We start from the raw sequence: 26,698 nt of genomic DNA, 5'->3' as shown, positions 1-26,698 counted from the left end.
GACCACATTCGCTAAATCTAGAACCTTCGAATCTCCTCTTTCATCAACATACGTCAACGATCCTGCAGCAGCATCCATTCCAAGAGAAGTCAGCGTTTCAAAATGATGCACAACCTGAGCTAAATCAATAGTCTGGTAATTTCCGTGTTCATTTGTATAGGTAATAATTCCTGTCGTCTCATTATACTCCATTGTTGTTGGTGTATTAATCAATTTCAGAGGAATGCTAACGGTATTGTCACCACTATCTGTTAATACTAAGTTATCATCAACAATAGTAAGTGAAATATTCGTTGTATTCTGATCAGGAGCAACCTCTTGATCATCACTTTTGATACGCGTCCATCGTGTTTTATTCCAATAATAAAAACCAGGCGTAATATCACCTTGTTTTTGAGTTGAATAAACTAATAAACTCTCGACATTTCCGTGTTGAATAGTCTCAGTATCCGTTGTAGATTTTAAAGCAATATTAGGAATAAGCAACCCTCTATCTTCTGCGACTAAAGTTAACTGCGCTGATTTATTTGGAACCCTAGTACCTATCCCTACTTGACTATAAGCCCCCCAAATTGCAATAAAAAAAGTTAACACTGTAGTTATTTTTTTCATAATACCATAATTTTTATATCAAAAATATCAAAATTATAGTTAATAAAATATTGAATAAATCAATTTTAACCAATAAATATAACATAATCTCAAAACAACTTATAATCAACAAAAAGTAGTCACAAATTGTAAGGATGATACAAAAATGCAGTAGTACACAAAACAGATGAAGGCATTTTATCTTCTCTTCATTCTTCTTTATTTATCATCCTTTATCCATTTCATTGGGCTTGATTTTCAAGAGAACAAAAATTCACGGTAGTAAAAATATAAATAGAAAAAGCCTCAAAACAGATTTTATTTTGAGGCTCTTATCGCAATAATAAACGTTTTTTTTATTGTACCATCAGTTTAATCGAATTAATCCATATTCTTTTTCGATCTTTATTTCTTTCAAACTGATCGAGCATAAAAACAGGATTGTATTGTATCTTTTGATCCACATACAATTGATCGTTGACATAAACCTTGACCTTTTTCTTCATATCAATCATCTCTGGAGAAATAGCGATTGCAAAAGATTGAATACGAGAAGTTTTGATACGATATACATTGTCTTTATATTCCGCTACGATTTTTCCAGAAGCACGTGGAAAATCAAAAGCATCTTTATCGACGACAACTTCTTTTAAGGTGTCATCGTCGTCGTCGTCGCTTTCGTATTCTAACCATTTTGTAATTTTAAAGTTCAATGGTTGATGGTGCCAACTTGCTTTCGTTTGTACAGTATCTAATTTGATGTTTTGTAACCAATCCACATTGCCATTTGCCTCATCATCAAACTCCCAAGTCAAAGAAGAAGGGAATGTTTCTCTTTTTCGCTGCATCAAATCGGTAAATAGAATTTCATAAGCGGGTTCTGATTCATCAAATTGTGGAAACCAATGAGGAAATCCTTCATAGCGAACTTCTTGATAATCAACCTCTACTTGTTTCATCAAAGCCGTAAAATCATCATTGGCATTGGGAGGATAATAATAGTCTTGATCCGTTGAGAAATTAATAAAATTTCGATTCTTAGCATTTTCTACAAAGGTACCACCAGTAAATACTTTAGGTTGCGTATTAAATCCGTAAAATCCTGCAAAAGGCGTTGCATTCTTCATCAAATAAGAGAAAACTCCCGTAGCTCCGTTCGAATGTCCTGCTAAGAATACCTTATCATCATTGACATTAATTGCGCTTTTAATCTCCTTCAGTATCGCGGGAATCATAAAGAATCCTTCGTCTGAAGTCATCCAATTGTACTGCTTATTTGCTCTCGGAAAAACGAGAATTACACCATATTGATTGGCGTATTTGGTATAATAGCGATTCCAACCTCCCAAATTCATTTCGGGGGTTTGAAAGTCGAGCAAAGGGCTGTATCGAACGGCACCGTGTAAAAAGAACAACAGTGGATATGATCTATTGGGATTGTAATTTTGGGGTAAATGAACGTAATAGGAGGTTTTCGTGGTATCGTTCAGCTGAAAACCAATCGAATAATTGCGTTGCTCCTTTGGTAAATAAGGATTGCTATTCTTTAATTGATCATATCGTTCTACACCTTTTTTTGAAGTGTAATCGACTTGTTTTTTCGTTTGAAAGAAATCTTTTTCTTCGTTTTCTAAAATGAGATCAAAAGCTTGTTTGCGTTTATTTGCTTCTTGTACAACAACCTTCCATCGCGGATCATCTAGTAAATTCTTACATTCTTCTATAGCGTCTTCGTGTGTGATATTCATCCATCCTGGAAATCCATTTCCGTCTTTTTTATCCCCTAAAAGTTGATTCAAATACGCAAAAGCTACGTCTTTGTCATGAAGAGATGCAGCGAGAATGGCGCCTTCGTATAAATCACCAACTTCAATACTATCTGGAAATTGGGTAAAGGCTTTTTTATAAAGCGATAAAGCCTCTTTACTACTAGCCTCCTCTTCTTTTTCTGCTAAGTTCTCTGCTTGACTCACCAATTTCGCATAGCTATCTTGTGCTATTCCCGTTGTACAATACAGTAAAATAATCAGTATAAGATAGTGTTTCATTTTTTATTTGTTTAAAAGCTAAGATAATTAACTTTTACGAGAGCGTAAACGCGTACGTTTCTTTTTCTACAACTGAATAATGATTGAGATTAAATACTAGAGGAATCAGCAGATTTTCCTCGCTTAATCCTTTTGGATATCTTGGGTTTTAATTCTACCTTTCCTCTAGGATTTTCTTATGTGTATCTTCGCTTTTTTATCGATACAAACACGTAAAATGTCTTTCATTCACGCCAAATTTATACTCGATGAATACACTTTTAAAACTTGACCGAGAAGAGAAACAACTTCGAGAACAATTAGCTAAGTTGCCCCGTACAAAATGGAATGCATTATTTCCCATTCCCTTTCTTGTGCTTTGTGCTTTCCTAATACCTGGGATTCCTTCAAAAGGAGGTCGTCCTTCTATGGCTGAAACGATGGGCTATTGGGAAGCCTTTACTTCTATGGTTATTGTGTTTAGTTTGACACTCCCTTTTATAATCTATTCGCACATTCAAAAAGTCAATGAAGAAATGATGGATATAGAACGAAAACTCCTTCGATTAAAATACAAACGAAAAGAAGCCGAAGCCGCTCAATCTTCTAGTGCACAAGATAAGTAACCCTATACTAACGTCTAAATACAATAGCAATGCAAAAAAAGAACCTCATTGTCTTCGATATTGATGGCACCTTAACAAACACTGTACACCTTCATCAAATGGCATTCAAAAAAGGATTACAATCCATCGGTGTAAGCACATTTAACGATGCGTTCTCCACCTACAAACACCACACAGATTTACACATTGCTAGAGTCATTTACGAATCGAGTACGGGAAATCCCTTTTTACCTGCTACCCTCCATACATTTGAAACCTTTTTATACGAAGAAATAAAACAAGAGACCATTCTAGAAATAAATGGAGCAAAAAAACTAATAGAAAAACTCGAACTGCACACTGATTTTGGAGTGTGCTTTGCAACGGGTTCACTGTATCAACCAGCTACATTAAAACTCAATCGCATTGGCGTTTCCTTTAATCCGCTCCAACTTGTTGCTTCTAACACAATTGAAGAGAGAGAAAACATTGTCAATCAAGCGATTCATAACGCTAAACAATATTACAGCACTTCGCAATTTGATCGGATCATTGCCGTAGGAGATGGTTTATGGGACTTACTTACAGCAAAAAATTTAAATCTCGAGTTTATCGGTATTGGCACTTCCAACCGAGAAATCATGCAAGCCAATGGCATGCTTACCCATTTTGAAGATTTACAAGACTTTACCTTTTAAAGACTTGTCTACTCGTAGGCATTACTTTCCTCGTTTTAACTTAGCGTAATAAACAAAGACAAAGCAAACGAAAAATCCTACACCTAAAGAAATAAAAAACCACAACAACAAATGAGTGGTACGTTGTTGAAAAGGTTCAAAATGGGGTTGTAAGATCAGTGCTTTATCTGTCTTAGGATGCCCTATATTACGCAAAGCAGCAACATAATTCTTTCGATCAGGGGAGTGATCTAGTCGTTCCAAAAAAGTAAAGCTTCTAAAATCTGTTAAATTAAAATCATATTGTATTTCTCGCATAAAGCGTTGAATCATCAATTTTTTCTGACGACTATCCTTGGGATTCATTCCATATTTTTGATATTTCATCCCTAGCCAGTATACATGTGTTTCACTTGGCTTCTCTGTAAATTGCTTGACGATTGGAAATACAACGTAAGCATCAAAAAACAACTCTGTACTCGTTTTTCCTGATATTATTGTTTTTGTATACCACCCTACCTTTTTAGTATCAATATGATATCGATTAACTGTATAATATTTGGAGAAAGGAGCATCTTCTATTTGATATACCTCTTCTACATCCGTTCGTTTCCCTAATGCCTTACTAAGGTACTTTTGGGCAAATATCGTAGGAACAATCACTGCAACCGTAAAAACAACACAATAAAATCCCACTGTTTTTTCACTTTTAAACTGGAACAGTTTAAGCTTAGGACGCAAAAAAAAGTACAGCACAGTGGCAGCAATGACTACTGGTAATAGTATCAGGTAAACATCTTCTCTAAGGAGGAGGTTAATTTCTATGAACAATAGCCAATGCACAAAAGAATACCCTATAATCACTACTAAAGTAAGACGTATCAAAGGCATCAAAATCAAGCTAATTTTCTTTTTCAGTTCTTTCATTGTTAATACACAATAGAAACTACTAAACTAATGCGATTAAATGGAATATCCATGGCCCTTTTTTTTTCTTAAAAATAAAAAATATTCAAATAAAACACACTTATTAAATACAATACTCAAATAATTAATATTTTTTTAATAAAAAATGATTGGTTGGTATTTTTTTTTCAACTACTTTTAAAAAACAAAATCAAGGTATTTCACCTGCGTTTTATTCAATTACAGTATCATCTCAATCTCAGATGATGTTTTCACCTTACATCAGCATTTGCATTCCTAGTCTTTATTGAAAAAAAAAGATCCAATGCAATTATTCACATCCAAAGGCTTTTCTAAACAAGAGCAATACAAGTATTATTTATTAACATTTTAATTTTTAAACCATGAAAAAGTCAATTTTTCTTGGAGTAGCATTCGCATTTGTTACTCTAATCGGATTCAGTAGTGCTAATTCCATTGGAATGGGTTCAAAAACAGCATTAACTGGTGAAAAAAGTACAACCATTACAGGAGAAAGCCGCAATACGGCTGCAACTGCTAATGCAACTACATTAGAACCGTTTATCCCTAGAAGATAAACGAAAAAGGGCAAGGTCTAGGAATAGACCTTGCTCCTTTTATTCTTGTATTCTACTATTGACCTACTTGTTTTTCAAGCGAAATGGTATACTGTGAAATCGATACCATTCATTTATTTATAAGTAACACAGTTTATACGTTGCTCTCACCAACTTTTCCAACACGGAGGAGTCTACCTCAACTATATTGAATCTTTATAGCTATGGATTTTATTTTTTACGGTTATGAAAAACATGTATCGCATTATTTTACAACTACTGTTATTCTTCTATTTTTCTTTTATTCTACTCGTTCAGATTTACGATCTAAAATACGTTGAATCAACCTGTATTAAACACTTAAAAGAGAAATACGCTTTGCCCTTTTTTGAGCAAAATTGGAGTATGTTTTCACCGAATCCTCCAAAGGGAAATCACTATTTTCTCGTCAAATATTACACGGCTACGTGGGAAAGTGACTTTATTGATATTCAACAAATCATTAGAACGCGGAGTTTTTCAACATTCTTCTCTATTGATCAACGGTTGAAAAAATACTTCTCTGACTGTTTTAACGATATTATACACTTGCAAAATAGCAAAGTAAACATTACGAGTCCACATAAGAGTCAAGGGCTAGAATCGATAGTTAACTATGCCAAAATAGTCTTTAAGAATCAAAAGGAGTTCAGCAAACAACTACACCCCAAGGATTCTGTTTTTGTCCAATTGTACCTTGTTGATGACCAACTCAATGAAGACATTCACCAAGCGAAGACCTATACCACCTACTATAGTGAATTAAATAAACTTTTCTTATTAATCAACGACTAATGGAACATCGAACTACAGGTATTATCGCACTGCGTCTTTTATTGGGTTTTGCTTTACTAAAAGACTTTATCACCTTTTACAGTAATCGAGCTTTTATCTTTGACCATCAAGGAATTGTTTCCTATGAAACCTACCAAGATATTGTACAATACTATCAGCCGTCTTACTCTTCTTCTTATTATTTATCTTCAAATTTAGGAATATCTTTCTTTTAGATGGGGGAGACAACATTATTACCGCCCTTCTCCCCTTTTTCTTTTTTATTCAATCCAAAAGTCTGTGTAAAAGGTATACGAAACTAACAGAAAAATGGGGATTGACATCCAATTACTATGTACAAAAACTAACGAATATTTGTATTCTGGGTATCCTCATTCAAATCTGTCTTGTTTATCTCTTTGCCGGCTTACACAAACTTCAAGGAGAGGTATGGCTCAATGGTACAGCCCTATACTATATCCTAAACTCTAGTGACTTTTCAGCCTATACAATCAATGAATATATCACGAGCTTTCCCTTTGTCGTATATGGATTGACCTGGTTTACTATTGCCTTTCAATTGCTTTTTCCCTTACTGGTTTGGTGCAATAAAACAAGAGTATCGGTTTTGTTCTTAGGGATTCTCCTTCACTTGGGAATCTTAATTTTTATGCGCATCGATAATTTTTCTTTTATCATGTTAGCCTGCTATGCAGTATTTTTTACGGATGAAGAATACGATAGAATACAACTTAAAGTGAATTTGTTATTGAAATGATAGGGGGTACTCTTTGTGCTGTTTGGTATTAACTTTGTTGAATCTACCCTATTTACTACTAGGTTGGTTATTTGATATACAAGCTCATCTATTTTAAAAATACCCTAAAAAAATTCAATTTTTATGAAATAATAATTTATTTCTCTTTTTTATGTCTTAATCCCTCCATTTTAGACCAATCAACTTTTATACGTCTAGGATAAAATACAGTAGTTTGTTCGATTCTATTTTTATATCTTGTACTAATTACAAACAACTAGAATTTAATTCTTTACAATACAACATCGATGGATAAGTACAAAAACAATTTTGAAAAGGGAGTTCAACACTACATTGAACTATTAGAAGGAATCAACTGGTTTGATAGTCCTTATGTAAACAAAGAGGAGTTAATACAAACGCTTGAAGCTTGTACATTTGCTCCCTATTATGGCACTTGTTTAACACAATATGGCTTTGATTCAGCTTATAGTGGTCTTGACCTCTTACAAGATGTATTGGATTTTATCCAACGTCTTATCCCCGATTTTCAGTTTGAAATACTAGAAAGTCAAATTCTCATCACTCTAAATGGAAATCGTTACTCCATTGATGTAGACGTTGATTCCTTTGAATTAGATGAAAGTCCAACAAGCTTTTTTGACCTTGTCATAAACCCGATATTAGAAAAAGAAAAATCAACTTACTTCTTTTATGAACTTCCTCCTTCAGATCAATGTTTCTCTCTTATTTTTGCGAAACCTGAAGTATATAACCAAGCGATAGAAAAAGGTGTTATTCCTGATTTCATGGGATACTATGCAGTAAATTATTAATTTTAATAGGATATCGAAAACAAACAAAAGGATATCACAAGATGATATCCTTCTGTTTATTTTGAGTTGTCATTATGTCATTGTATTCACAATCAAACCTACATGGGTAAAATAATTCAATGCTCCAAAAAGCAACCAAACCCATCCAACTAAAACGATCAAAAAATAGCCGAATTTGGAAAAGCTTGTAAAGTAAGTACCTTGAGCAAATTTCTCAAGTATAGTAGGTGTAATACTTGCAGCTATTCCTATTCCTGCATAAACAAGCGATATACAAACGGCTTCAAACATGGGATAGTCCGCAAACATACCGGATATCGGTTCTTCTTTTGGCGCAGCGAACAATTGATAAATCACACCTGCAAAAGCAATACCGATCATCCCTAATCCTATTCCAATCATCAAATATTTATAGTGCCGAAAATTAGAAGCTACCAATTGCATGCGATCTTCTCGCTCCATAATTTCCTTCTCATTTTTCCAAAAGTAATAGGCAATTGGCAACAACATTGCACCTAAAACTAGGGAAGGTTCTCCAAAGATGATATTGTCGAAGGGAAAATACTTGGCTAAAGGCCAGGTTACTGTCATATGCAATCCTGTTGTAACTAAAATAAGGGCCAGCGTAAACAAATTCATCGCCCATCCTTTTGGATTTACTTTGCTATTGTGAATTAGACTTTTCCCCATCGCTGCTAAAGACAATAAAGCTGCTCCTGTAGCAACTGCCATAACCGTATTATAGGTAGGCATTTGTTGCCAGTCAATAATTAATCTATCCATGCTTATTTTTTCATTTCTTTAAATATACTAAAAAAACAAACATTGTAGAGTGGAAGACATTCCCCTTTTCACATCTAAATCGATATTTTTACTCTCATTTCCAGTTGCTTACTTGCTTTTCTACTATTTTATCAAAGCGATTATCTAAACAAATACTTATATCAGTTGTCAAAAATTTTCCTTTATAAAACAGACTAAAAATCGTAGCAGGACTAGGTGCTTGTTGGGCTTGTTCTTTATTTTCTAACTTGACAATAGTCAGGGATAAATTGCGTTTTTTTACTGTTTCTTTCAAAATATGTTGAACGTGTAATTCTGCAAAGGGACAACGATTAGAATAATAGACTGTTACATCCGTTGTTTCTTGGCAAGTTCCCGTTTGTACACAAGCATTAAATTGAGGGTCTTCTGCCTCTTTTTCTAGTTTTAAAACTAACAAACTAAAGCCATAACTCGTTTTCTCTACTGTGATAAAACCGTGTTTCAACAACCATTTAGTATCACTCATAAAGTGAAATTTTTGGGTACCAACCACCGTCACCAATCCCTTAAATCCTCTTTCCTTGGCATCATCAATCGCCAATTGTAACAATTGTGTCGCGTAACCTTGCCCTTTGTACTGACCCGAAACCCAGAAACAATTAATTAACAAATAGTCTGGTGCCTGGATAGGAACCCATCCTGATACTGCAGGTCCATATTCCATAAATACTTTCGCTCTTGCATCCAATCGTCTAAACACATAACCGTGCTCCAATTCTCTCTTCAACCAATCTTTCTTTAACTGATAACCTTCTTTGCATTTGGTGTCTGAAATTGCACAACAAATATGAGAAGCATCTAAATTTGTTTGATCTAATAGCAGAAAGTTTTCCATAACATTGTTTTTATTGGTAGCACATCTAAAGATAAAACTAATTTTTACTTCTATCCTATTAAGGTTTATTTTTGTAAGTTACCGCTTATCGTTAAAAAAATTGATTTAAAGAATTTATGATTTATAGCAAAAAAAAAGGTTTAGTACCGTTTACTAAACCTTTTTACTATCTATTTTATTTCAAGTACTTTACAACTTTTTTCCCAAATTTTTTACCAGTTTTAGCGAATCCTTCTCTAATTCGAACTTCATTACTATAGTTAGCAAATTGGTTTCCTTTAATCTCATTAAACATAAGCTGTGCCAATACTTCTGTCAAATTTTCTCTAGGTACAAGTTTTATCACAGTAGTCACCTTTGCTGGTTGATTTATCACTCCTGCGTCCCATCCAGAATAAATCCAATAAACATCTACCAATAGAACATACTTTGACTTAGGGGCATTTCTAGTAAATTTCACCTTGTATTTACTGTGCATATTAGCTTCAAAGAGAAATTTAGCAGGCCATGCGTTTTCTTTACTCTGATTCCAACTTACCTTCCAATCCGCACTTGATCCGTTTGCTTTTTTCTCCAAGTTAGCACTATGTTTTTTGATATACTCCTCTTCTGTATAATTTTCTTTTTGTACACGAAGATTGTCATAGTTAAAAATAACCTCAACTTCTTTTTCTCCTTTTAAAAGATTAAAGTTTTTAATACTTTGTGCAAACGATTGGGCTGTTCCCAGGGCAATCAAAAATAGAATATAAAATGCGTTTTTCATTGTTTTTAAAAATTTGATGCAAATGTACCATTAAGAACATATTAACCAAAATTTACAACACTTTATATTTATAAAACCCAAAAAAGGCACAAAACAACTGCCTTGTGCCTAAACTTAACGTAAAAAAATGCTATTAGTCCATAGATAAATGAAAAAACAACTAGTTCAACAAAAAGAAACAAGTATAAACAAATAACTGTTTCATCCACTTCAAAAATACGTTCTTATCTTATGTTTCTATGCGTACTTTTTGCTTGTAAAACCTAACATATCACAGCTAAGTAACAATGCGAAGAAAGACTAATGCTGTTTGTGTTTTTTTCTATACTGAATAGGAGTCAGTTCAACATGTTTTTTAAAAAATCGCCCGAGATAGGACTCTTCTGTAAAATTCAGATCAGCGGCTATAATTGCTACCGTATCACTAGTTTGTATCAATCGAGACTTTATTTCATCTACCAATTGTTTTTGAATAAAATAACTGGCTGGATGCCCGGTAATTTCTTTGACTACATCATTGAGATAATGAGGGTGTACATGAAGTAAATCAGCATATTCACTGACCTGCTTTATTGTTATAATTTTCTGATTGACCAAGAGTTGAAAACGAGCCACCAATTGTTCTTTTCTAGATAGTACAAATGGGGTTTCTACTTTTTTGTGATTGTAGATTCGCTCTGCCTCTAATAGAATAATATTCAAAAACATACGTACGAGTAAATCGTCATTGAAGGTTTGTTTTTGACATTTTTCATTGTTCAATTTCCAAAATAAGTGCTCCATCATCACCACTTCTCGCTCAGCCAAGTTCACCACAGGTTTTTGTCCGAATTGAAAAAACGGAAAGCTATTGAGTTTAATTTGATGTTTCAAACACAGCAAAAAATAATCAGAATCAAACAAACACATGAATCCCTTTACCTCCTCACTCCATTGTTGAATCTGGTGTAACTGGTTTTCTCCTATAAAATACATATCTCCTGCAGTAAAAGTATGTTTGGTATACCCAATTACCTCTTCTACTTGTCCATGTGTAATGAGTATCATCGTATAAAACTGCTTACGCGTTTGCTTTCCTGCTGTAAACGTGGGTAATTGGGACAGATTTTCAAGGGTGAAAATTTCTAAAAACCCTACTCCCGTTTGATAAGCGAGGGTGCAGCATTCTTCACATACAATATTGCCTTCTTGATCTGCAAAATACAGGGATTTAAAATCGTCAAGCGTCTGTATTTCCTTGATATTATCTTCACTTTTCATGCTTTCCATTGTTTAATTTAAAGATAATAACAACTTTTGATTCTTGCTATTTCTCTTTGTTATTTCTCTTTATCACACAAGTAACAGCTGTAATAAAACGCCCCCCAAATACAATCCTATTCCATAAATAGTATGTGTCATTAAACTTCGTATACGAGCAGTTTGGGGTTGTGGAGTTTTAGAGGCTGCAATTCCAAAGCCAAATGCAGGTTGCATCATAAAGAAAGGGGCTACAGTAGTTAGTATGCCAACTAATAAGGCAGGTACCAAATTTGGCTGACTCACCCATTCTACACCCCAAATTAGCAAAAGAAAAAAGGCAAAGGTAATGCCAATGAGATAATGTGCTGTCCAGCCAATTGCTTTTTCTCCTTGTATTGGTGTTGCTTGCATAATAGTAGAATGACGGAAAACACCTTGTTTAAAATGACCAATCCATCGCCCTAAAAAGGCGTAATTCAGCGAGGGAATTTGAAATGCTTTTCTGAGTATAAGAGCATAGACATCCATAAAAACTGTGGCACTTACGCCGATAAAAATCGAATAGCCGATAAGTTGTAGTATTGTATTCATCCTAATCTTCTTTTTTAGTTAAACAAAAGTAGGACATTGTTCAGGTAGAGAATGAAGCGGTATCGGAGCAAAAACAGGACAAATCACAGTAAAATAAAAAGAGGACTGTCCAAGGTACTCTTTTCGTCAACAAACTAGCAATCTATTGAAGGTATTTGCACAACCTTCGGTAATCAAGTAATTAAGTAATAATATGATCTAAAAACTTTCGTTCAAACTGTTGATTCTTTCGATAAACAGAAGGGGCTACTCCCACTGTTTTTTTAAATTGTTTGCTCATATGACTCACATCTTTGTAATGCAATTGTTGTGCTATTTCATCTAGCGATAATTCACAATAAGAAATTAGTTCTTTTACTTTTTCAACGCGCTGTAAGATATAGTACTTTTCAATGGTCAACGTCGTATGAGCGACAAATAATCGAGCAATTCGCGCATAGCTTAACGAAGAGGTAGCTGTCAAATAATCGGATAAATTCAAATGAGAGTATTGTTTATTTTGAACATAAGCGATAATCTTCGTTTTCACTTGTTCAACAATAATCTGTTTGGGATCATCTAACACTTCAAATCCCACTTGAAGTAACTGTATTTTAAGCTGTTCCATTTTCAACTTGGTCAACGGTTTTTCCAGTTGGATTTCTCCTAATTGTACCGCTTTTGCATTGATCTCAACTTTCAACAATTCTTGTTGCACCACAGTAATACACCGAGGGCAAACCATATTTTTCACATATACAATCCAATCATTATCCATAGTAAAAAAAAATATAGGGAAGCAGGAACTACTTCCCTATGGAACAAATTAATTAACCTGAGCTTCTGCTACAAATTGTTGGTAATTGGCTTCATTTTTAAAATAAGCCACTTCCCCGTTGTCTCCGATCATGACAATATAAGCATCGGCTTTATCCACTGTTTCTAAAGTGAATGGATCTTTGGCTACGCGTACCGTCTCATCTTCTGGAATACGAGATTGACACATGGCGCAACAACCGTAATATACCTTTCCTTCATGTTCTACTTTGAGTTGTTCTTTTCCCATAAATGCATCATTCACCATGCAAACAAGTTCTTTGGGAACAACATCTCCTTTTTTGTATTGGCCTGATGCTGCAACGTCTCCACCCATCTTGTGATTCATTTCTTCTTTCACTTGTTCTAAAGCAGCCTCTGCTTGTTGCTTATCTCCTTGTTTCTTTTCTCCACAAGCGATAGCTAATACACTTAGTCCTAACATCGCTGCGATTTTAATTCGTTGTGCTTTCATTTTTCTTATTTCAATTTTTGTTCATGTATAATTTCTTCTGTTGCCATTTTTAATAGGTGCATTCCTTCCGTTAACTCCCCAAAGACTTCCACCATCATCGGCATTACTCTTGCCTTGGTTACTTTGACGTGATAGGCAATTCCCTCTCTTACTTCAATGACATACACGCCTAGGTTGCTCTCCACTAAAGCGGATTTGGGTACAAAGAAACTCGGTTCCTCTCTTTTCAATTGCAAGGTTACATCCGCAATCATATTGGGTTTTAACAACTGTTCTTTGTTGCTGATATCCGCTTGAATTTGCTCCGCGCGCAGTTTCAAATCTAAACTACCTGCTTTTCGAGTAATCGTACCTGCAAATTCTTTTTGAGGCAAGGTTCTTACCTTGAATTTTACAGTATCACCTTCTTTGATATAGGGAGTATTGGCTTCTGCTATAGAAAGGTTTAAACGCAGGGTGTGAATGTCCTCTACAATCAACAAGGGGATTTTACTCATCGGCCCTACATAAGCGCCTTTATCTACTTGTCTATCTGTGATTACACCGTCAAAAGGCGCGCGAATGACTAAATACTGATCGATGTTTTGCATCTCTTCATAAACGGATTTAGTCGCTGCTAATTGTGCTTTATCAGCTAGCATTTTGGCTGTAATCTGCTCTAAATAATCAGGTGCAATGGCTCCTGCTGTTTCGTTGGCTCTCAAGGTACGATCATAGGTCGCTTTTGTACTAATGTACATAGCTTCTTGTGCCTTCCATTTCGCTTGGGCATTGGAAACTTGGGCTTGAATTTCTGGCGCTTCCAAAACCATTAAAACCTGTCCTTTTTTTACGCGATCTCCAATATCTACGCGCAAATCAGTGACATAACTATTGACTTTGGCAAATAATTCGGTACGTTGATCTGCTCTTAACTCTCCAGGTAATTGCAGGGGAACGATGGGATTGCTTTTCGAGATAACTACAGTTTCTGTGTTATTCATTCCGGACATCATCGTAGCGTCGCCTTTTTTCTCTTCTGTTTCTGTTGTTTTCTTATCTGCACAGGCAGTAAGTACTACTAAACTAAGTAGGGTGATATATATTCTTTTCATGATTCTTATTTGTTTTCAGTCGGTATATAGTGAATGCTTTCTGTATCTTCGGGATCTAAGGACGGGGATTGTCTGTTTACTTTATTCATCACCCAGGCAAATACCATCGGTAAAATCACCAATACAGAAATTGTCGAAGCTAATAAACCTCCAATTACAGCTCTTCCCAAGGGTGCTACTTGCTCACTTCCTTCCCCATGTCCGATTGCCATTGGCAACATACCGGCAATCATAGCCAAGGTTGTCATGGCAATTGGTCGTATACGCAGCTTCGTCGCTTCAATCGCTGCGGCTGTAGCCGTCCATCCTATTTTGCGCAAGGTCTCTGCGTTGTTAATTAAGAGTACGGCATTGGCAATGGATACTCCAACCGACATAATAATTCCCATATAAGACTGTAGATTCACCGTTGATCCTGTGGCTTTTAGCAATAACAAGGATCCCAACATAACAAATGGCACTGTAGTTAGAATAACAAAAGACACTTTAAACGATTGGAAATTAGCCGTTAACATTAAGAAAATAACAACAATTGCTACTAATAATCCGCCTGCTAAACTTTGCATCGTATCATCCAATACGGGAGCCATTCCCATTAATTCTACGTTTACACCTTTAGGCAATTCTCCCAACTCTGCAATAGCCTTCTCTACATCTTCTTTTGCTCGATTCAAATCAGTTTTATGTACATTGGCAATCACCGTTACATAGCCCATCGTTCCTTCGTTATAACTTTCTGCTAATGCCTTGGTTTCAGTTATGGTTGCTACGTCACTCAACACGGGGCGATCTGCATTTTTACTCAAGGGAATATTTTCTAATTCTTCTTTACTATTCAATTGGTTTTGTGGTATTTGAACCTGAACATCATAGGCAATTCCCATCATACCTCCTACCCACATATTGCGGTTGGTATAACGCGATGAAGCTGTTGTAGCAACAAGTGATTTTGCTATATCCATGGCATCTAATCCCAACTGAGCAGCGCGAACGCGGTCAATATTGATTTCATAAGCAGGATAATTCATCGAGATTGGCATCTTTTGATCGCGCATATAATCAATTTCATTCAACTTCGCCAATAGTTTATTCGCCGTCATCATATTCATCTTGCGCATCATACCTGAAACTCGAATCTCAATTGGCGTATTCGTTCCCTGACTTAAGATTTTTTCTGTCAATTCAATTGGCTCAAACGTCAATTTCAACTCTGGTAATTTTTCCTGAATGCGTTGGCGAATTTGATCTTTTAGTTCGTCTGTATTTCCGCTAAAATCTTTAAAGGCAATTTGCATAGAAGCTTCATGCGGACCTGCATTGTACAAGTAAATCGGACTCACCGCAAAGGAAGAAGGGTGTTGCCCCACAAAGGCAGATGAAATGGCGATTTTCTCTTTGCCAAATAGGTCTTCTAATTCAGTCAATAACTTTTTCACCTTCATTTCCGTATGTTCAATACGCGTTCCTTCTGGTGCAGTAATACGCATTTGGACTTGACTCGAATTGACCGTTGGCAAAACGTCTTTTCCAATATTTTGATACATAAAGGCAACTGCCAACAAAGCAAATACAATTGATCCTGCTGCAATAATTTTCTTTAATGGCATGATCTTCTCAATTTGAGCAACCATGCGATTCTTGAATTTATCAAATCCTTTGGCTTCTTCTGAAATTGCGTGTTTCTCTGGATGATATTTCATGATCCAATTCGCCATAATCGGCACAAAAGTTTGAGATAACAAGAAAGAAACCGTCATGGCAAATCCAATCGCCATAGCCAAAGGCATAAATAAAGCTCCTGGAATTCCCGTCATCATAAAAGCTGGTGCAAACACAGCCAAAATGCTGAAAAGGATTAACAACTTTGGAAAAGCAATCTCCTTACACGCATCCCAAATGGCTTGAACCTTACTCTTACCGAGGGCAAAATGTTGATGTATATTTTCAATGGTTACCGTACTCTCATCCACCAAAATACCAATAGCTAAAGCTAATCCTGATAAGGTCATGATATTGATGGTTTGACCAAATAATTTCAAGAATAAAACCGAAGAAATAATAGCGATAGGAATCGTTAGGATTACAATCAACGCTCCTCGAGGATCGCGTAAGAATAACAATACCATCAATCCTGTTAACAAAGCTCCTAAAACACCTTCTACGATTAAACTTTTCACGGCATTAATCACATTGACCGATTGATCAAATTCATACGAAATCTTCACATCCTCTGGCAGGTTATTCTGAATATGAGGAATCGATTTTTTCAACTGTTGTACTACATCATAAGTAGACGCTTTTCCTGACTTGGCAATATTGATATATACTGAGCGTTTTCCGTCTACTAAGGCATAGCCTGTTGTAATATCTGCTCCATCTTTTACAGTAGCGACATCGCGTAAATACACATTGTCCACTTGTCCTTTAAACAAGGGAATACTACCAAATTCCTCTACGGTTTTTAGCGTATTATTCGTTGGGGTTAAATAGTTTTTATCTCCTACATATACGTTACCCGAAGGCATGGTTACGTTTTGTCTGCTAATAGCCTCTACAATTTGCTCTGGACTCATTTGATGAGTGCGAAGCTTATTGGGATCAATGTTGATTTCAATCGTACGCGGTGAACCACCAAACGGAGGTGCCGTTGTCATTCCTGGAATTTTAATCAAGAACGGACGTGCTACGAAATTGGCAATATCTTGCAATTCGTTATTCGTTTTTGTTTCTGAACGAAACACCAGCTGTCCTACAGGTTGAGAAGAAGCATCAAAGCGAATAATAAAAGGCGGTGGTGCCCCAGGAGGCAAGAAAATAACAGAACGATTGGATAGCGCTGAGATAGAAGCAATAGCCTCTCCCATATCTGTTCCTTCGTAAAATTCAATTTTCATTAGGGTTAATCCCTGCGTATTTTTAGTATCAATGCTTTTAATTCCATTAGCGAAAAGCATCATATTTACATACATCTTGGTAAAATACCCCTCCATCTGTTGAGGTGTATACCCATTAAACGAATGGGCAATATACACGACAGGTAAATTCATCTCAGGTAAAATATCTACCTGAATCTCTTTGGATGATTTGAGTCCAAAGAACAACAAGCCTATAACCAATACCATAATAGATATCGGTTTGCGCAAGGCAAAGCGAATTAAATTCATAATCTATTATTTTTTGGGAATAGCGTTGATTAAAAGTTGAATATCTCCTTGAGCAGAAGCTTGCATTAAAAGCGCTTGCCAAATGTTATTTTGAGCCACTTCAAAAGCAATTTCAGCGCGTTGTAAGGTGTATAAAGCTTGAGTAAAAGCGACTAAATCACTTAACCCATTTTCATACAGCGCCTTTTGTTGGTCAAAAGCAATCGTAGCAGCTTGTACTTCAATTGTACTGTGTGCTAGAATAATTTCAGCATTTTGATACTGTTCTTTTGTCAACAATACTTGATTGCTTAGTTCACGATCCATTTTAGCGTACTCCTCTTGCAAACTCTGAGAAATTTTTTCTTGCTCTTTCACTTTAGATGTTGTGCGAAAAAAGTGAGAAATATTCCAGGTCAACTGCAATCCTACTAAATAATTTGTACGATCAATTCCCACTCCATTACTGTAGTTTTTAGTGAAAGCCGTATTATCTTGTACATAATTCCAATCAAAACCAGAACCGCGTCCTTGTATGATTCCAAAGGCATTCAGTTGAGGTAAACTAGCGCGATGCACTAATTTCTCCATCGTTTGACTTTGTTTTACTCTCTGTTCTTGCCATTGTAAAATAGGGTGATGCTCTAAGACAGATTCTTGTTCAAACACAAGAGGTTGTTGGGTGTAAAACAAAGAATCTAATTCATAGGATTGACGTTCCACGTCTAATAAATCAGATAATTGATTTTCCCATTCCAATTCCTTGTCATAAGCTTTGATGTAGGTCGTTTCTGCAAAGGCCACTTCGGCTTGAGCTAAACGTTCGTCAACTTGAGCGATTAATCCACTGTTTACCTTGGCCGCAGTTACTGTATAAAAGACTTTAGATCGATCCAGATTTCGCTGCTGTACTTCAACAATGCGCTGTGCTGCAAGCAAATTAAAGTAAGTTGCACTAGCTTTAATTTGTTGCTTAAAAATCTCTTGATTTACGTCTTGTTGTGCCACTTCTTGCTGTACGTTGGTCATCGCTACTGCTTGACGCGTTTTACCAAATGAAAACAAATTCCAATTGACATTGGCAAAATATAGGGAACCAAAGGCTGCATTCCAGTTTTGTTCTGCTAAAGGCATAGAAGTAGCTGCGGAACCTAATCCACCATAGGCATATAGAGGTCCATTTTGTGCATTAATTGTTCCGTAACTCTGTTGAGCACCGAACGTTAAATCAGGAAAATAATGTCCCTTTTGATTTTGAGTAGCATATATAGAAGCTTGTCGTTTTGCTTCTTTACTTTTTATGAGGGGATAGCGTTGAGTAACTTGTTCTATGGTTTGCTCCAAAGTAAGGGTTTGGGCTGATGCAGTAGTTGCTACACCCCATAAAACAACACACGCTATTGTATTGAATTTCATTTCAAATTACGCGTTTAATTATACAATAACTCGTTGTATCTAACTGGTTGAAAGATACATTTATCGGGTTTTGTACAATCAAATTCTGTATACGCAATGCTTGATGTATAAAGGGATTTCCTTTACTACATATAGATAATATGAGTAGGGAGTGAGGACTTCTTTTGGTGCAGCAACAAATTCATAGACAGCACCAAAATAACGGTGCAAAATAGCGTCGACAAAAAAGGAAACTTTGAGAATCTTAAAGGTTGAATGCTGTACTTCTGACTTTACTTTTACAACTTCGACTTTGTCTTTACAGCAGTTCTTTTTTGGTTCTTTGACTGTTTTTCCTTCTTTACTACAAAAGGCGCAATTTTGTTCTTCCGATTGAGCAAAAGCCATACTTGTCTGTTGCACTAATCCTTTACAGATGTGCTGATATGTACTAAAGCCAGAGGCTAAAAAGAAGTACAAAATACTAAATAGTATGACTAATATTCTCTTCATATATAGGGCGAAGGTATCAACTCCTATACGATAGAATATTACATAATTTTGGAAATATGTTGTATAATTTTACAGGGAGGAAAAACTGGATGGACTTTTATTACTCTACGATATCGCCTTCTTTTACCGTAGTTAAATCACCAATTAATACGCGATTCCAACTAGCATTTCCCTTTTGTACATAGGCTTTTCCGTCTTCTTTCTTAACTACGACAACAGGAGTTGCCTCTACTTTTTTATCAGCATTAACTGTCCAAATGTACGATGTAGTATCACGCATAAAAAGTGCTTTTTCATCCACTACTTTGGTAGGTATATTTAAAATACTCAAATCTAATCTTCGGATATCCTGTACATTAGGAATAGAAGACACATTCAAACTCATCACTATTTTCCCGTCTTCATTAATCGACTGCTGTGTAAAGGATTCTAAAACTGAAGCAGGCAACTGTAAAGAAGATTGATCTTGAAAAACGACCTTCGCTCTAATTTGTCTCAAGTGATTGCGCACCAACAAGTAATTCTCGCTACTTACTGCAATTTGAATAGTTTTTGCTTGCCCTTGTTGAATCATCAATAAGGGTTGATTCACTTCAATGGTTCTACCCGCTCCCACTAAGATTTGCTTTACGATTCCTTCACTTGTTGCTTTAATTGGTTTTTCTACATAAATCACATTTGAGGAAGAAGCTATTTTATTCAACTGTTCTTCGTATTCCGCAGCTTCTTTTTTAGCTGTGTTATACAAAGCATATTGTTTTTCATATTTTTCTTTTGCTTCCGATCCATCTTCACCTCGATCAATGGCTAATAATCGTTCTAATTCTTCTTTTACATGGATTTTAGCTTCTCTAACTTTGCGATTGACTTTCCCTAATCCAAGAGTATCTCCTTGTGCTACACGTAAAAAGGCAATTTCTTGTCCTATCTCAATACGATCATTTACATCTACTTTAAGTTGAAGTAATTCTCCTCCTCTATCAGCGCGAATAGCAATAGAAGGAGATGCACCAACTTGTGTAGGATAGGCTTGATTCACGACAACCACCTCCTCTGAAACATCTACTAGGTGTACTCCTCCTGAAGCAAGTGGCAACTGTTCGTCTACTTTTGTACTGGTTTCTTGTGTATCACTAGCGCGTTCATTCATTCCGCGAATGCCCACCCAAACCAAAAAAACAATACAGCCAACCGTCATTATTATTTGTTGCGCTCTAACTTTTGTATTCTTCATAACTTACTTCAATAAGAGCTACAAATATAACGAACAATCACGCGATTTTAAAGTTCTTTTCTCCTGGGTTTTTCATTTTATTCCCTTGTCAACCGAAAGTAGGTCAAAACAAAAACGGACTCCCTCACCAAAGAGGGAATCCGCTTCTTTTTATGCCTCACAACACAAGTGATTAGTGTCCGCCTAATGCGCGGTATAAATCAATTTTCGAAGCCAAATAATCGCGTTTTAACTCCGCATAATTCAAATTACTTTGTAAAGCTAATGCCTGCGCATTAACCACTTCTAAATAGGAAGCTTTATCCAAACCAAACATCACCTGAATATTATCTAAGGATGTATTGAGCAAGTATACGCGTTGTTGTACTACTTTTTCTCTTTCAGTCATTTTGTCTATTTTCACCAAAGCATCATGTACATCTGCATAGCCTACAACAACAGCATTTTTGAAGCTAATTCCCGCCTTTTCTCTTTCAATTACTGCAATCTCATAGGCTGTTCTCAATTTCTTCTGTTGAAAAATAGGCTGAACCAATCCGCCAATTATGGTTCCAAACAAAGAAGCAGGGGTATTAAACCACTGAGAAGCTTCGATGGCATTGAGTCCACCTTGAGCAGAAATAGTCAAGCTTGGATACAGCTCTCCTTGAGCGGCTCCTACCTTTGCATTGGCCTTTTTCAGTTCTAGTTCCGCAATTTGAATATCCGGACGTTGACTTAAAAATTCAGCGGGTACTCCTGTATTCAAATTCGTAGAGAATTGCAAATCATTAATCGAAGCAGTACGTTGAATTTTTTGAGGAAAATGGTTGAGCAAAACCCCCAAAGCACTTTCTTGCAAGGCTATTTCTTGTTCAATTTGTGGCAGTAGCTCTTGTGCTTCTAGCCATTGTGCTTCTGCTTGCTGAACAGCAATACTCGATTCATTTCCAATTTCATACATCTTTTGCGTCAAGGCAAATGTTTTTTCTCGCAAAACCAATCCTTCTTCAGCAATGCGCAATTGTTCATCAAGCATCAATAAATTGATATAAGCAGTTGCAACCTCAGCAACTAATCGATTCTGAATGGCTCTTCTTACTTCTTGTGTTTGTAAATAAGAGGCTAATGCTGCTTCTTTTTCACGTCTAATTTTCCCCCAAACATCCAATTCCCAAGATAAATCTAAACGAGCAGTATAATCTTTGCTGATACGAGAAGCTCCTGTTGAGGCTATTTCACTATTTTTAGACCACTCCGTATGGGTTCCTGCTACTTGCATGGTTAAATTGGGTAACAACGCCATTTTAGACTGTTTGTACAACAAATTTACTTGATCGATATTCTTGATGGCCAATTGTAAATCTGTGTTCTGGTTTAAAGCTAATTGTACATAATGCGCCAATTCCTCTTGTCCAAAAAACTGTTGCCAAGATAGTTCAGCCAAGGTATTGGCTGTACTATCTACCTGCGTATTGACATAAAACTGGTTGGGCGTATCCAACGTAGGACGCTCATAGTCTTTCCCCACCTTACAAGCAGTAAAAGTCAAAGCAACCGGTATAATATATAGGTATTTCTTCATTTTAAATTTCATTTTAAACTTCCGTAGTTTGTTCTGTTGTTACGGGTGCACCTGAAATCTTTTCTTGTACATATTGGAAAAATACATACAAAACAGGAATCACAAATACCCCTAATACTACACCAAAGAACATTCCTCCTGCCGTACCAATACTAATGGAGTGGTTTCCTTGAGCAGAAGACCCTTGTACAAACATCAAAGGCACTAATCCTGCCACAAAGGCAAAGGAGGTCATCAAGATTGGACGCAAACGCAAACGCGAAGCTTCCAATGCTGCCTCAACAATTGATAGCCCTGCATTTCGTCTTTGTACGGCAAACTCTACAATCAAAATGGCATTTTTCGCTAATAACCCGACGAGCATGATGAGCCCTACTTGCACGTAAATATTATTGGCAATACCCACAGCTCCAATGGCGACAAATACGCCAATAATTCCAACAGGTAGAGAGAATAACACCACCAACGGCAAGATGTAACTTTCATATTGAGCTGCCAGAATGAAATACACAAATAAAATAGACAAGCCAAAAATGAAAATCATCTGATTTCCTGATTGTTTTTCTTCTTTACTCAATCCCAACCATTCAATTCCATAACCTGTAGGTAATTTCTCGGAAGCGATTTGCTCTACTTTCGCCATGGCATCTCCCGTACTAACACCTGGACTAATAATTCCATTTACCGTAATCGCATTGAATAAGTTATGACGGCTAATTGCTTGTGGTCCATATACTTTTTCTAGTTTTGCCAGAGAGCTGATTGGAATCATCTCTCCTCTTTGAGTGTGAACATATAAGGTTTTAAACGAATCTTCATTCGCTCTAAAAGGGGCGTCTCCTTGCACAAAAACTTTAAATTGTTTTCCGAAGCGGTTGAAGTCATTCACTTGAGCACTTCCGTAAAACAATTGTACGGCAGCCATCATTTCACTTACTTCTACTCCATGCATTTTAGCCTTCACTGGATCGACGACAATCTTATACATCGGAAAATCTGCCTTAAACATCGTAAAGGCTTGTACCACCTCATCAGATGCACTTAAATCTGCATTAAATTGAGTCACTACATCAGCAAATTCATTAATCGTTCCACCTTTGCGATCTTGTACCACTAATTCTAATCCATCGAAATCTCCAAAACCAGGAACTGTTGGGTTAGCAAATACGAAGAAATCTCCTTCTTTAATCGTTGATAACTGTCCGTTTATATCTGCTAAAATTTCGTTTATATCGGTTACTTCTCCACGTTCTGCTCTATCTTTGAAGGCAATGAATCCCATTCCGTAAGCTGGACTGGCTGCATTCCCCAAGATATTAAATCCAGAAATAGTGGTTACTGATTTAATCGCTGGATGCTTGCGCATAATGTCATCTCCTTCTTTCAATACTTTAGTTGTTCTATCAATAGAAGAACCTGGAGGTAAAGACAAAGCAAACATAGCAAACCCTTGATCCTCATTGGGAATAAACCCTTTAGGGGTAATATTCATCAATAGAATCATCCCTACAATAGATCCCAAAATAAGAGAAGCACCCAATACTTTTCGCTTCAATAAAAATTTAATCCCTCCAACATAGCGATTAGTTAAGGCGTTGAATCCACTATTAAAACTAGAGAAGAAACGGGCTAAAAACCCTTTTTTACTTGTTTCTCCATGCTCCTCCGTATAGTGGTTTTTCAATAGTAACGCACATAAAGCTGGACTTAAAGTCAAGGCGTTCACCGCTGAGATTAAGATGGCAATGGCCAAAGTAAAGGCAAACTGTTGGTAGAACACCCCTACAGGGCCTGTCATAAATCCAACAGGTAAAAATACCGCTGACATGACGAGGGTAATGGAAATAATTGCCCCTGTAATTTCTCCCATAGCTTTAGATGTTGCCTCTTTTGCATTTAATCCGTCAATCATCATGGTGGCATGGACGGCTTCCACTACAACAATGGCATCATCCACTACAATTCCAATGGCGAGTACCAAAGCAAAGAGGGTCAACATATTGATGGAGAATCCCAACATATTTAGGAAGAAGAAAGTACCGACCAAAGAAACAGGTACCGCAATAGCTGGAATCAATGTCGATCTAAAATCTTGCAAGAATAAATATACAATTAAGAATACCAACAAGAAGGCTTCTATTAAGGTTGTTTTCACCTGATTGATGGATTCATCCAATTGGGTTTTACTCGCAAAAGTCACATTGTAATTCAACCCTTTCGGCAATTGTGGTTTCAACTCTTCTAATACTGCATAAATTTGCGTCTGAATGTCGTTGGCATTGGATCCATTGGTTTGAAAAACCGCCATAGAAACCGCTTCATTTCCGTTTACCTTATTTTCCTCATCGTAAGCTACTGCTCCAAATTCGATTCGAGCAATATCTTTTAGATAAAGTACATTACCGCTATTATCAGCTTGAACAACAATCTGTTCAAATTGTTCGGGTGTATTATATTTTCCTGGATAAGTCAAGGTATATTGAACAGCACCACCAGCATTTTGTCCGAGGTTACCTGCTGCAACTTCTAAACTTTGACTTTGAATTGCGCGTTCAACATCAGAAGGAGTCAATCCTCGATTAGCTAATTTATGAGGATCTAACCATACGCGCATCGCGTAATCCTTTTCACCAAATAGCTGCACGTTTCCAACTCCCTTGATACGCTTTAAAGCGCGAACTACATTGATTCTTGCATAGTTTTGAACGAAAGTTTCGTCATAGAGCTCCGCATCATCACTGATTAAGTCAATAACCATAATCATTCCTCTTTGCTCTTTCTGTGTATTTACACCCGCACGGATTACCTCTTCTGGTAAGATTCCCTGCACTTGAGCTACTCTATTTTGTACGTTTACTGCCGCTTGATCGGGATCAGTTCCCAATTCAAAAAAGACTGTAATCGTTGCTGTACCATCATTACTTGCAGTAGATTCGATGTGAGTCATTCGCTCTACTCCATTGATTACCTCCTCTAAAGGAGTAACCACTGATTTTAGTACAGTTTCAGCATTCCCTCCTGGATAAGATGCGTGTACAGCCACACTAGGTGGAGCAATATCGGGGAACTGCTGGACTGGTAATTCTTTTAGTCCTACAAGACCCAAAATTACCAATATAACAGAAATCACGGTCGCCAATACAGGCCTGTGAATTATTTTTTTTAGCATGAAATTACCTTGTTAAATTGAATTGTTGTTTGTTTTTTGTAATTAGTGTCAGGACTATAAAACCGTTGTTTCACGGGTTGATTGCTCCTCTCCCTTCACAGCGCTAATTTCTTTATTGGAAGTAGTACTCAAAGGTTGAACTTTGTCTCCATCTGCAATTTTATCCAATCCCGTTGTAACGATAACTTCACCACTTTCAACACCTCCTTGAACAAAGTAAGTATGCAAGTTCTTACCCACAATTTTCAGCTGTCTTTGTTCCACCTGATTGTCTTTTCCAAGTACATAAGCAAAAACTTTATTTTGCAAGTCCATGGTTGCTGCAATCGGAATTTGCAAGACATCACTTTTCTTAGCAACTAAACTTACGATTCCCGTTCCTCCGTTTCTCAATAATTTATCCGGATTATCGAATACTGCACGTACACTTAACGCATTAGTTGCTTTATCAAATTCACCGTTTATCATATCCACTTTTCCCTTCAATGGATAGGTATCCCCATTACTCAATTTGAGTTCAATATCCATCGGTAGAACCTCTTGTTCTCCATTGCTTCCCTTTATCAAGTCAAAGTAATCCGATTCTGTTACGGAAAAATAAGCGTAAATCTGCGAGATATCAGACATGGTTGTCAGAGGTTCTGCTTCGCCCGCTGTGACTAAGTTTCCAACTAATTTTGGAATTCGTCCTAAAAACCCATCAACAGGAGCCACTACTGTACAATAGCTTAGATTAAGCTTAGCTTCTGCAACAGCTGCTTTCGCTTGTCCTACTAATGCTTTCGCACTATCTAGAGCAGCATTTGCTGTTTGCAACTGAATAGGAGATACAAATTTATTTTCAACTAATGCTTTTACTTTATCTTGTTCTAATTGAGCATTTACTAACTCTGCTGAGGCAGCTTTTAAGGTTGCTTCTGCATTTTGCAGTTTGATTTGATACGGTTGTGGATCAATGATAAACAAAGGTTGTCCTTTTTTGACATAACTTCCCTCTTTGACTACAATCTTATTGATATAACCCGAAGCTTGTGCGCGTACTTCTACATTCACCTTTCCTTGTAAAGAGGCGGTATAACTATGTACTACTTCAGCATCTCCACGTTCTACTACCTCCGTTTTCACTTCAATATTTCCAGCCATGGCTACCGAATCATTTGACGTTTGTTTACACCCTACTGCAGTTAGCAAGGTAAATACAGTTAGCCCTACATAAGCCAATACGCTTAGGTTTCTATAAACTCTATTCATAAAATTTCATATTACA

At 36.5% G+C, this 26,698-nt stretch carries 25 protein-coding genes; 7 read left to right on the top strand and 18 right to left on the bottom strand.

Annotation, left to right across the window (positions count from 1 at the left end; translation table 11 throughout):
- Together HX004_RS12870 and HX004_RS12865 are read right to left on the bottom strand one after the other, a co-directional pair.
- The coding region (locus HX004_RS12870; RefSeq protein WP_502888483.1) for a phage tail-like protein at window positions 1–612 on the bottom strand (612 nt) is incomplete at its 3' end.
- Between the two features lie 335 nt (window positions 613–947).
- Window positions 948–2,639 carry an alpha/beta hydrolase gene (locus tag HX004_RS12865; protein WP_286442988.1) on the bottom strand — a complete coding sequence of 564 codons (1,692 nt, stop codon included), beginning with the start codon at window positions 2,637–2,639 and terminating at the stop codon, window positions 948–950.
- A 248-nt stretch (window positions 2,640–2,887) separates the two neighbouring features.
- On the opposite strand from HX004_RS12865, the gene HX004_RS12860 reads away from it, so the two are divergent.
- A complete protein-coding gene (locus HX004_RS12860; RefSeq protein ID WP_286442987.1) occupies window positions 2,888–3,244 on the top strand; it encodes a hypothetical protein in 357 nt (118 codons plus the stop codon).
- Between the two features lie 29 nt (window positions 3,245–3,273).
- On the top strand, window positions 3,274–3,921 hold the full coding sequence (locus HX004_RS12855; protein WP_286442986.1) for an HAD family hydrolase: 648 nt from the start codon (window positions 3,274–3,276) through the stop codon (window positions 3,919–3,921).
- A gap of 21 nt (window positions 3,922–3,942) precedes the next feature.
- Here HX004_RS12855 and HX004_RS12850 read toward each other — a convergent pair whose 3' ends face one another.
- Window positions 3,943–4,827 (bottom strand): hypothetical protein, encoded by an 885-nt coding sequence (locus HX004_RS12850; RefSeq protein ID WP_286442984.1) that lies wholly within the window; start codon window positions 4,825–4,827, stop codon window positions 3,943–3,945.
- 383 nt (window positions 4,828–5,210) lie between these two features.
- Between HX004_RS12850 and HX004_RS12845 the strand changes: the two genes are divergently transcribed.
- From HX004_RS12845 to HX004_RS12825, 5 genes are all read left to right on the top strand, one after another.
- Window positions 5,211–5,405 carry a hypothetical protein gene (locus HX004_RS12845; protein WP_286442982.1) on the top strand — a complete coding sequence of 65 codons (195 nt, stop codon included), beginning with the start codon at window positions 5,211–5,213 and terminating at the stop codon, window positions 5,403–5,405.
- A gap of 225 nt (window positions 5,406–5,630) precedes the next feature.
- A complete protein-coding gene (locus HX004_RS12840; RefSeq protein WP_286442980.1) occupies window positions 5,631–6,218 on the top strand; it encodes a DUF5819 family protein in 588 nt (195 codons plus the stop codon).
- Complete coding sequence (locus tag HX004_RS12835) at window positions 6,218–6,433, top strand: hypothetical protein (protein ID WP_286442979.1); 216 nt, start codon at window positions 6,218–6,220, stop codon at window positions 6,431–6,433. Before HX004_RS12840 ends, HX004_RS12835 begins: the two co-directional genes overlap by 1 nt.
- A gap of 101 nt (window positions 6,434–6,534) precedes the next feature.
- On the top strand, window positions 6,535–6,975 hold the full coding sequence (locus tag HX004_RS12830) for an HTTM domain-containing protein (RefSeq protein ID WP_286442976.1): 441 nt from the start codon (window positions 6,535–6,537) through the stop codon (window positions 6,973–6,975).
- Between the two features lie 287 nt (window positions 6,976–7,262).
- Window positions 7,263–7,790, top strand: a complete 528-nt coding sequence (locus HX004_RS12825) for a hypothetical protein (protein WP_286442975.1) — start codon at window positions 7,263–7,265, stop codon at window positions 7,788–7,790.
- Between the two features lie 72 nt (window positions 7,791–7,862).
- Here the strand turns inward: HX004_RS12825 and HX004_RS12820 are convergent, their stop codons facing one another.
- The 15 genes from HX004_RS12820 to HX004_RS12750 form a co-directional block, all read right to left on the bottom strand.
- Window positions 7,863–8,573 carry a DUF981 family protein gene (locus HX004_RS12820; RefSeq protein ID WP_286442974.1) on the bottom strand — a complete coding sequence of 237 codons (711 nt, stop codon included), beginning with the start codon at window positions 8,571–8,573 and terminating at the stop codon, window positions 7,863–7,865.
- A gap of 94 nt (window positions 8,574–8,667) precedes the next feature.
- Entirely contained in the window at window positions 8,668–9,450 is a 783-nt protein-coding gene (locus HX004_RS12815) for an N-acetyltransferase (RefSeq protein WP_286442972.1), read from the bottom strand.
- Between the two features lie 175 nt (window positions 9,451–9,625).
- Window positions 9,626–10,216 (bottom strand): hypothetical protein, encoded by a 591-nt coding sequence (locus tag HX004_RS12810; RefSeq protein WP_286442970.1) that lies wholly within the window; start codon window positions 10,214–10,216, stop codon window positions 9,626–9,628.
- 300 nt (window positions 10,217–10,516) lie between these two features.
- Window positions 10,517–11,476, bottom strand: coding sequence for a helix-turn-helix domain-containing protein (locus HX004_RS12805; protein WP_286442968.1), 960 nt, complete (start codon window positions 11,474–11,476; stop codon window positions 10,517–10,519).
- Between the two features lie 72 nt (window positions 11,477–11,548).
- On the bottom strand, window positions 11,549–12,049 hold the full coding sequence (locus HX004_RS12800; protein WP_286442967.1) for a DUF2938 domain-containing protein: 501 nt from the start codon (window positions 12,047–12,049) through the stop codon (window positions 11,549–11,551).
- 181 nt (window positions 12,050–12,230) lie between these two features.
- Window positions 12,231–12,806, bottom strand: a complete 576-nt coding sequence (locus tag HX004_RS12795; RefSeq protein ID WP_286442966.1) for a helix-turn-helix domain-containing protein — start codon at window positions 12,804–12,806, stop codon at window positions 12,231–12,233.
- 48 nt (window positions 12,807–12,854) lie between these two features.
- Window positions 12,855–13,319: a hypothetical protein gene (locus HX004_RS12790; protein WP_286442965.1), complete on the bottom strand. Its 465-nt coding sequence runs from the start codon at window positions 13,317–13,319 to the stop codon at window positions 12,855–12,857.
- A gap of 5 nt (window positions 13,320–13,324) precedes the next feature.
- Complete coding sequence (locus tag HX004_RS12785) at window positions 13,325–14,413, bottom strand: efflux RND transporter periplasmic adaptor subunit (protein WP_286442964.1); 1,089 nt, start codon at window positions 14,411–14,413, stop codon at window positions 13,325–13,327.
- A 5-nt stretch (window positions 14,414–14,418) separates the two neighbouring features.
- Window positions 14,419–17,577, bottom strand: a complete 3,159-nt coding sequence (locus HX004_RS12780) for an efflux RND transporter permease subunit (protein WP_286442963.1) — start codon at window positions 17,575–17,577, stop codon at window positions 14,419–14,421.
- Window positions 17,578–17,583: 6 nt separating this feature from the next.
- Window positions 17,584–18,972: a TolC family protein gene (locus HX004_RS12775; protein ID WP_286442962.1), complete on the bottom strand. Its 1,389-nt coding sequence runs from the start codon at window positions 18,970–18,972 to the stop codon at window positions 17,584–17,586.
- Between the two features lie 78 nt (window positions 18,973–19,050).
- Window positions 19,051–19,464, bottom strand: a complete 414-nt coding sequence (locus tag HX004_RS12770; protein WP_286442961.1) for an HYC_CC_PP family protein — start codon at window positions 19,462–19,464, stop codon at window positions 19,051–19,053.
- Between the two features lie 100 nt (window positions 19,465–19,564).
- Window positions 19,565–20,698 carry an efflux RND transporter periplasmic adaptor subunit gene (locus HX004_RS12765; protein WP_286442960.1) on the bottom strand — a complete coding sequence of 378 codons (1,134 nt, stop codon included), beginning with the start codon at window positions 20,696–20,698 and terminating at the stop codon, window positions 19,565–19,567.
- A gap of 172 nt (window positions 20,699–20,870) precedes the next feature.
- Window positions 20,871–22,262 (bottom strand): efflux transporter outer membrane subunit, encoded by a 1,392-nt coding sequence (locus HX004_RS12760; protein ID WP_286442959.1) that lies wholly within the window; start codon window positions 22,260–22,262, stop codon window positions 20,871–20,873.
- Window positions 22,263–22,275: 13 nt separating this feature from the next.
- A complete protein-coding gene (locus tag HX004_RS12755) occupies window positions 22,276–25,431 on the bottom strand; it encodes an efflux RND transporter permease subunit (RefSeq protein WP_286442957.1) in 3,156 nt (1,051 codons plus the stop codon).
- Window positions 25,432–25,485: 54 nt separating this feature from the next.
- A complete protein-coding gene (locus HX004_RS12750; RefSeq protein WP_286442956.1) occupies window positions 25,486–26,682 on the bottom strand; it encodes an efflux RND transporter periplasmic adaptor subunit in 1,197 nt (398 codons plus the stop codon).
- Window positions 26,683–26,698 lie beyond the last annotated feature (16 nt).

Source organism: Myroides sp. 1354 (assembly GCF_030324495.1).
Lineage (GTDB): Bacteria > Bacteroidota > Bacteroidia > Flavobacteriales > Flavobacteriaceae > Flavobacterium.
Note: the sequence above shows the minus strand (reverse complement) of the source record. Positions and strands in the feature narration are given on the sequence as shown.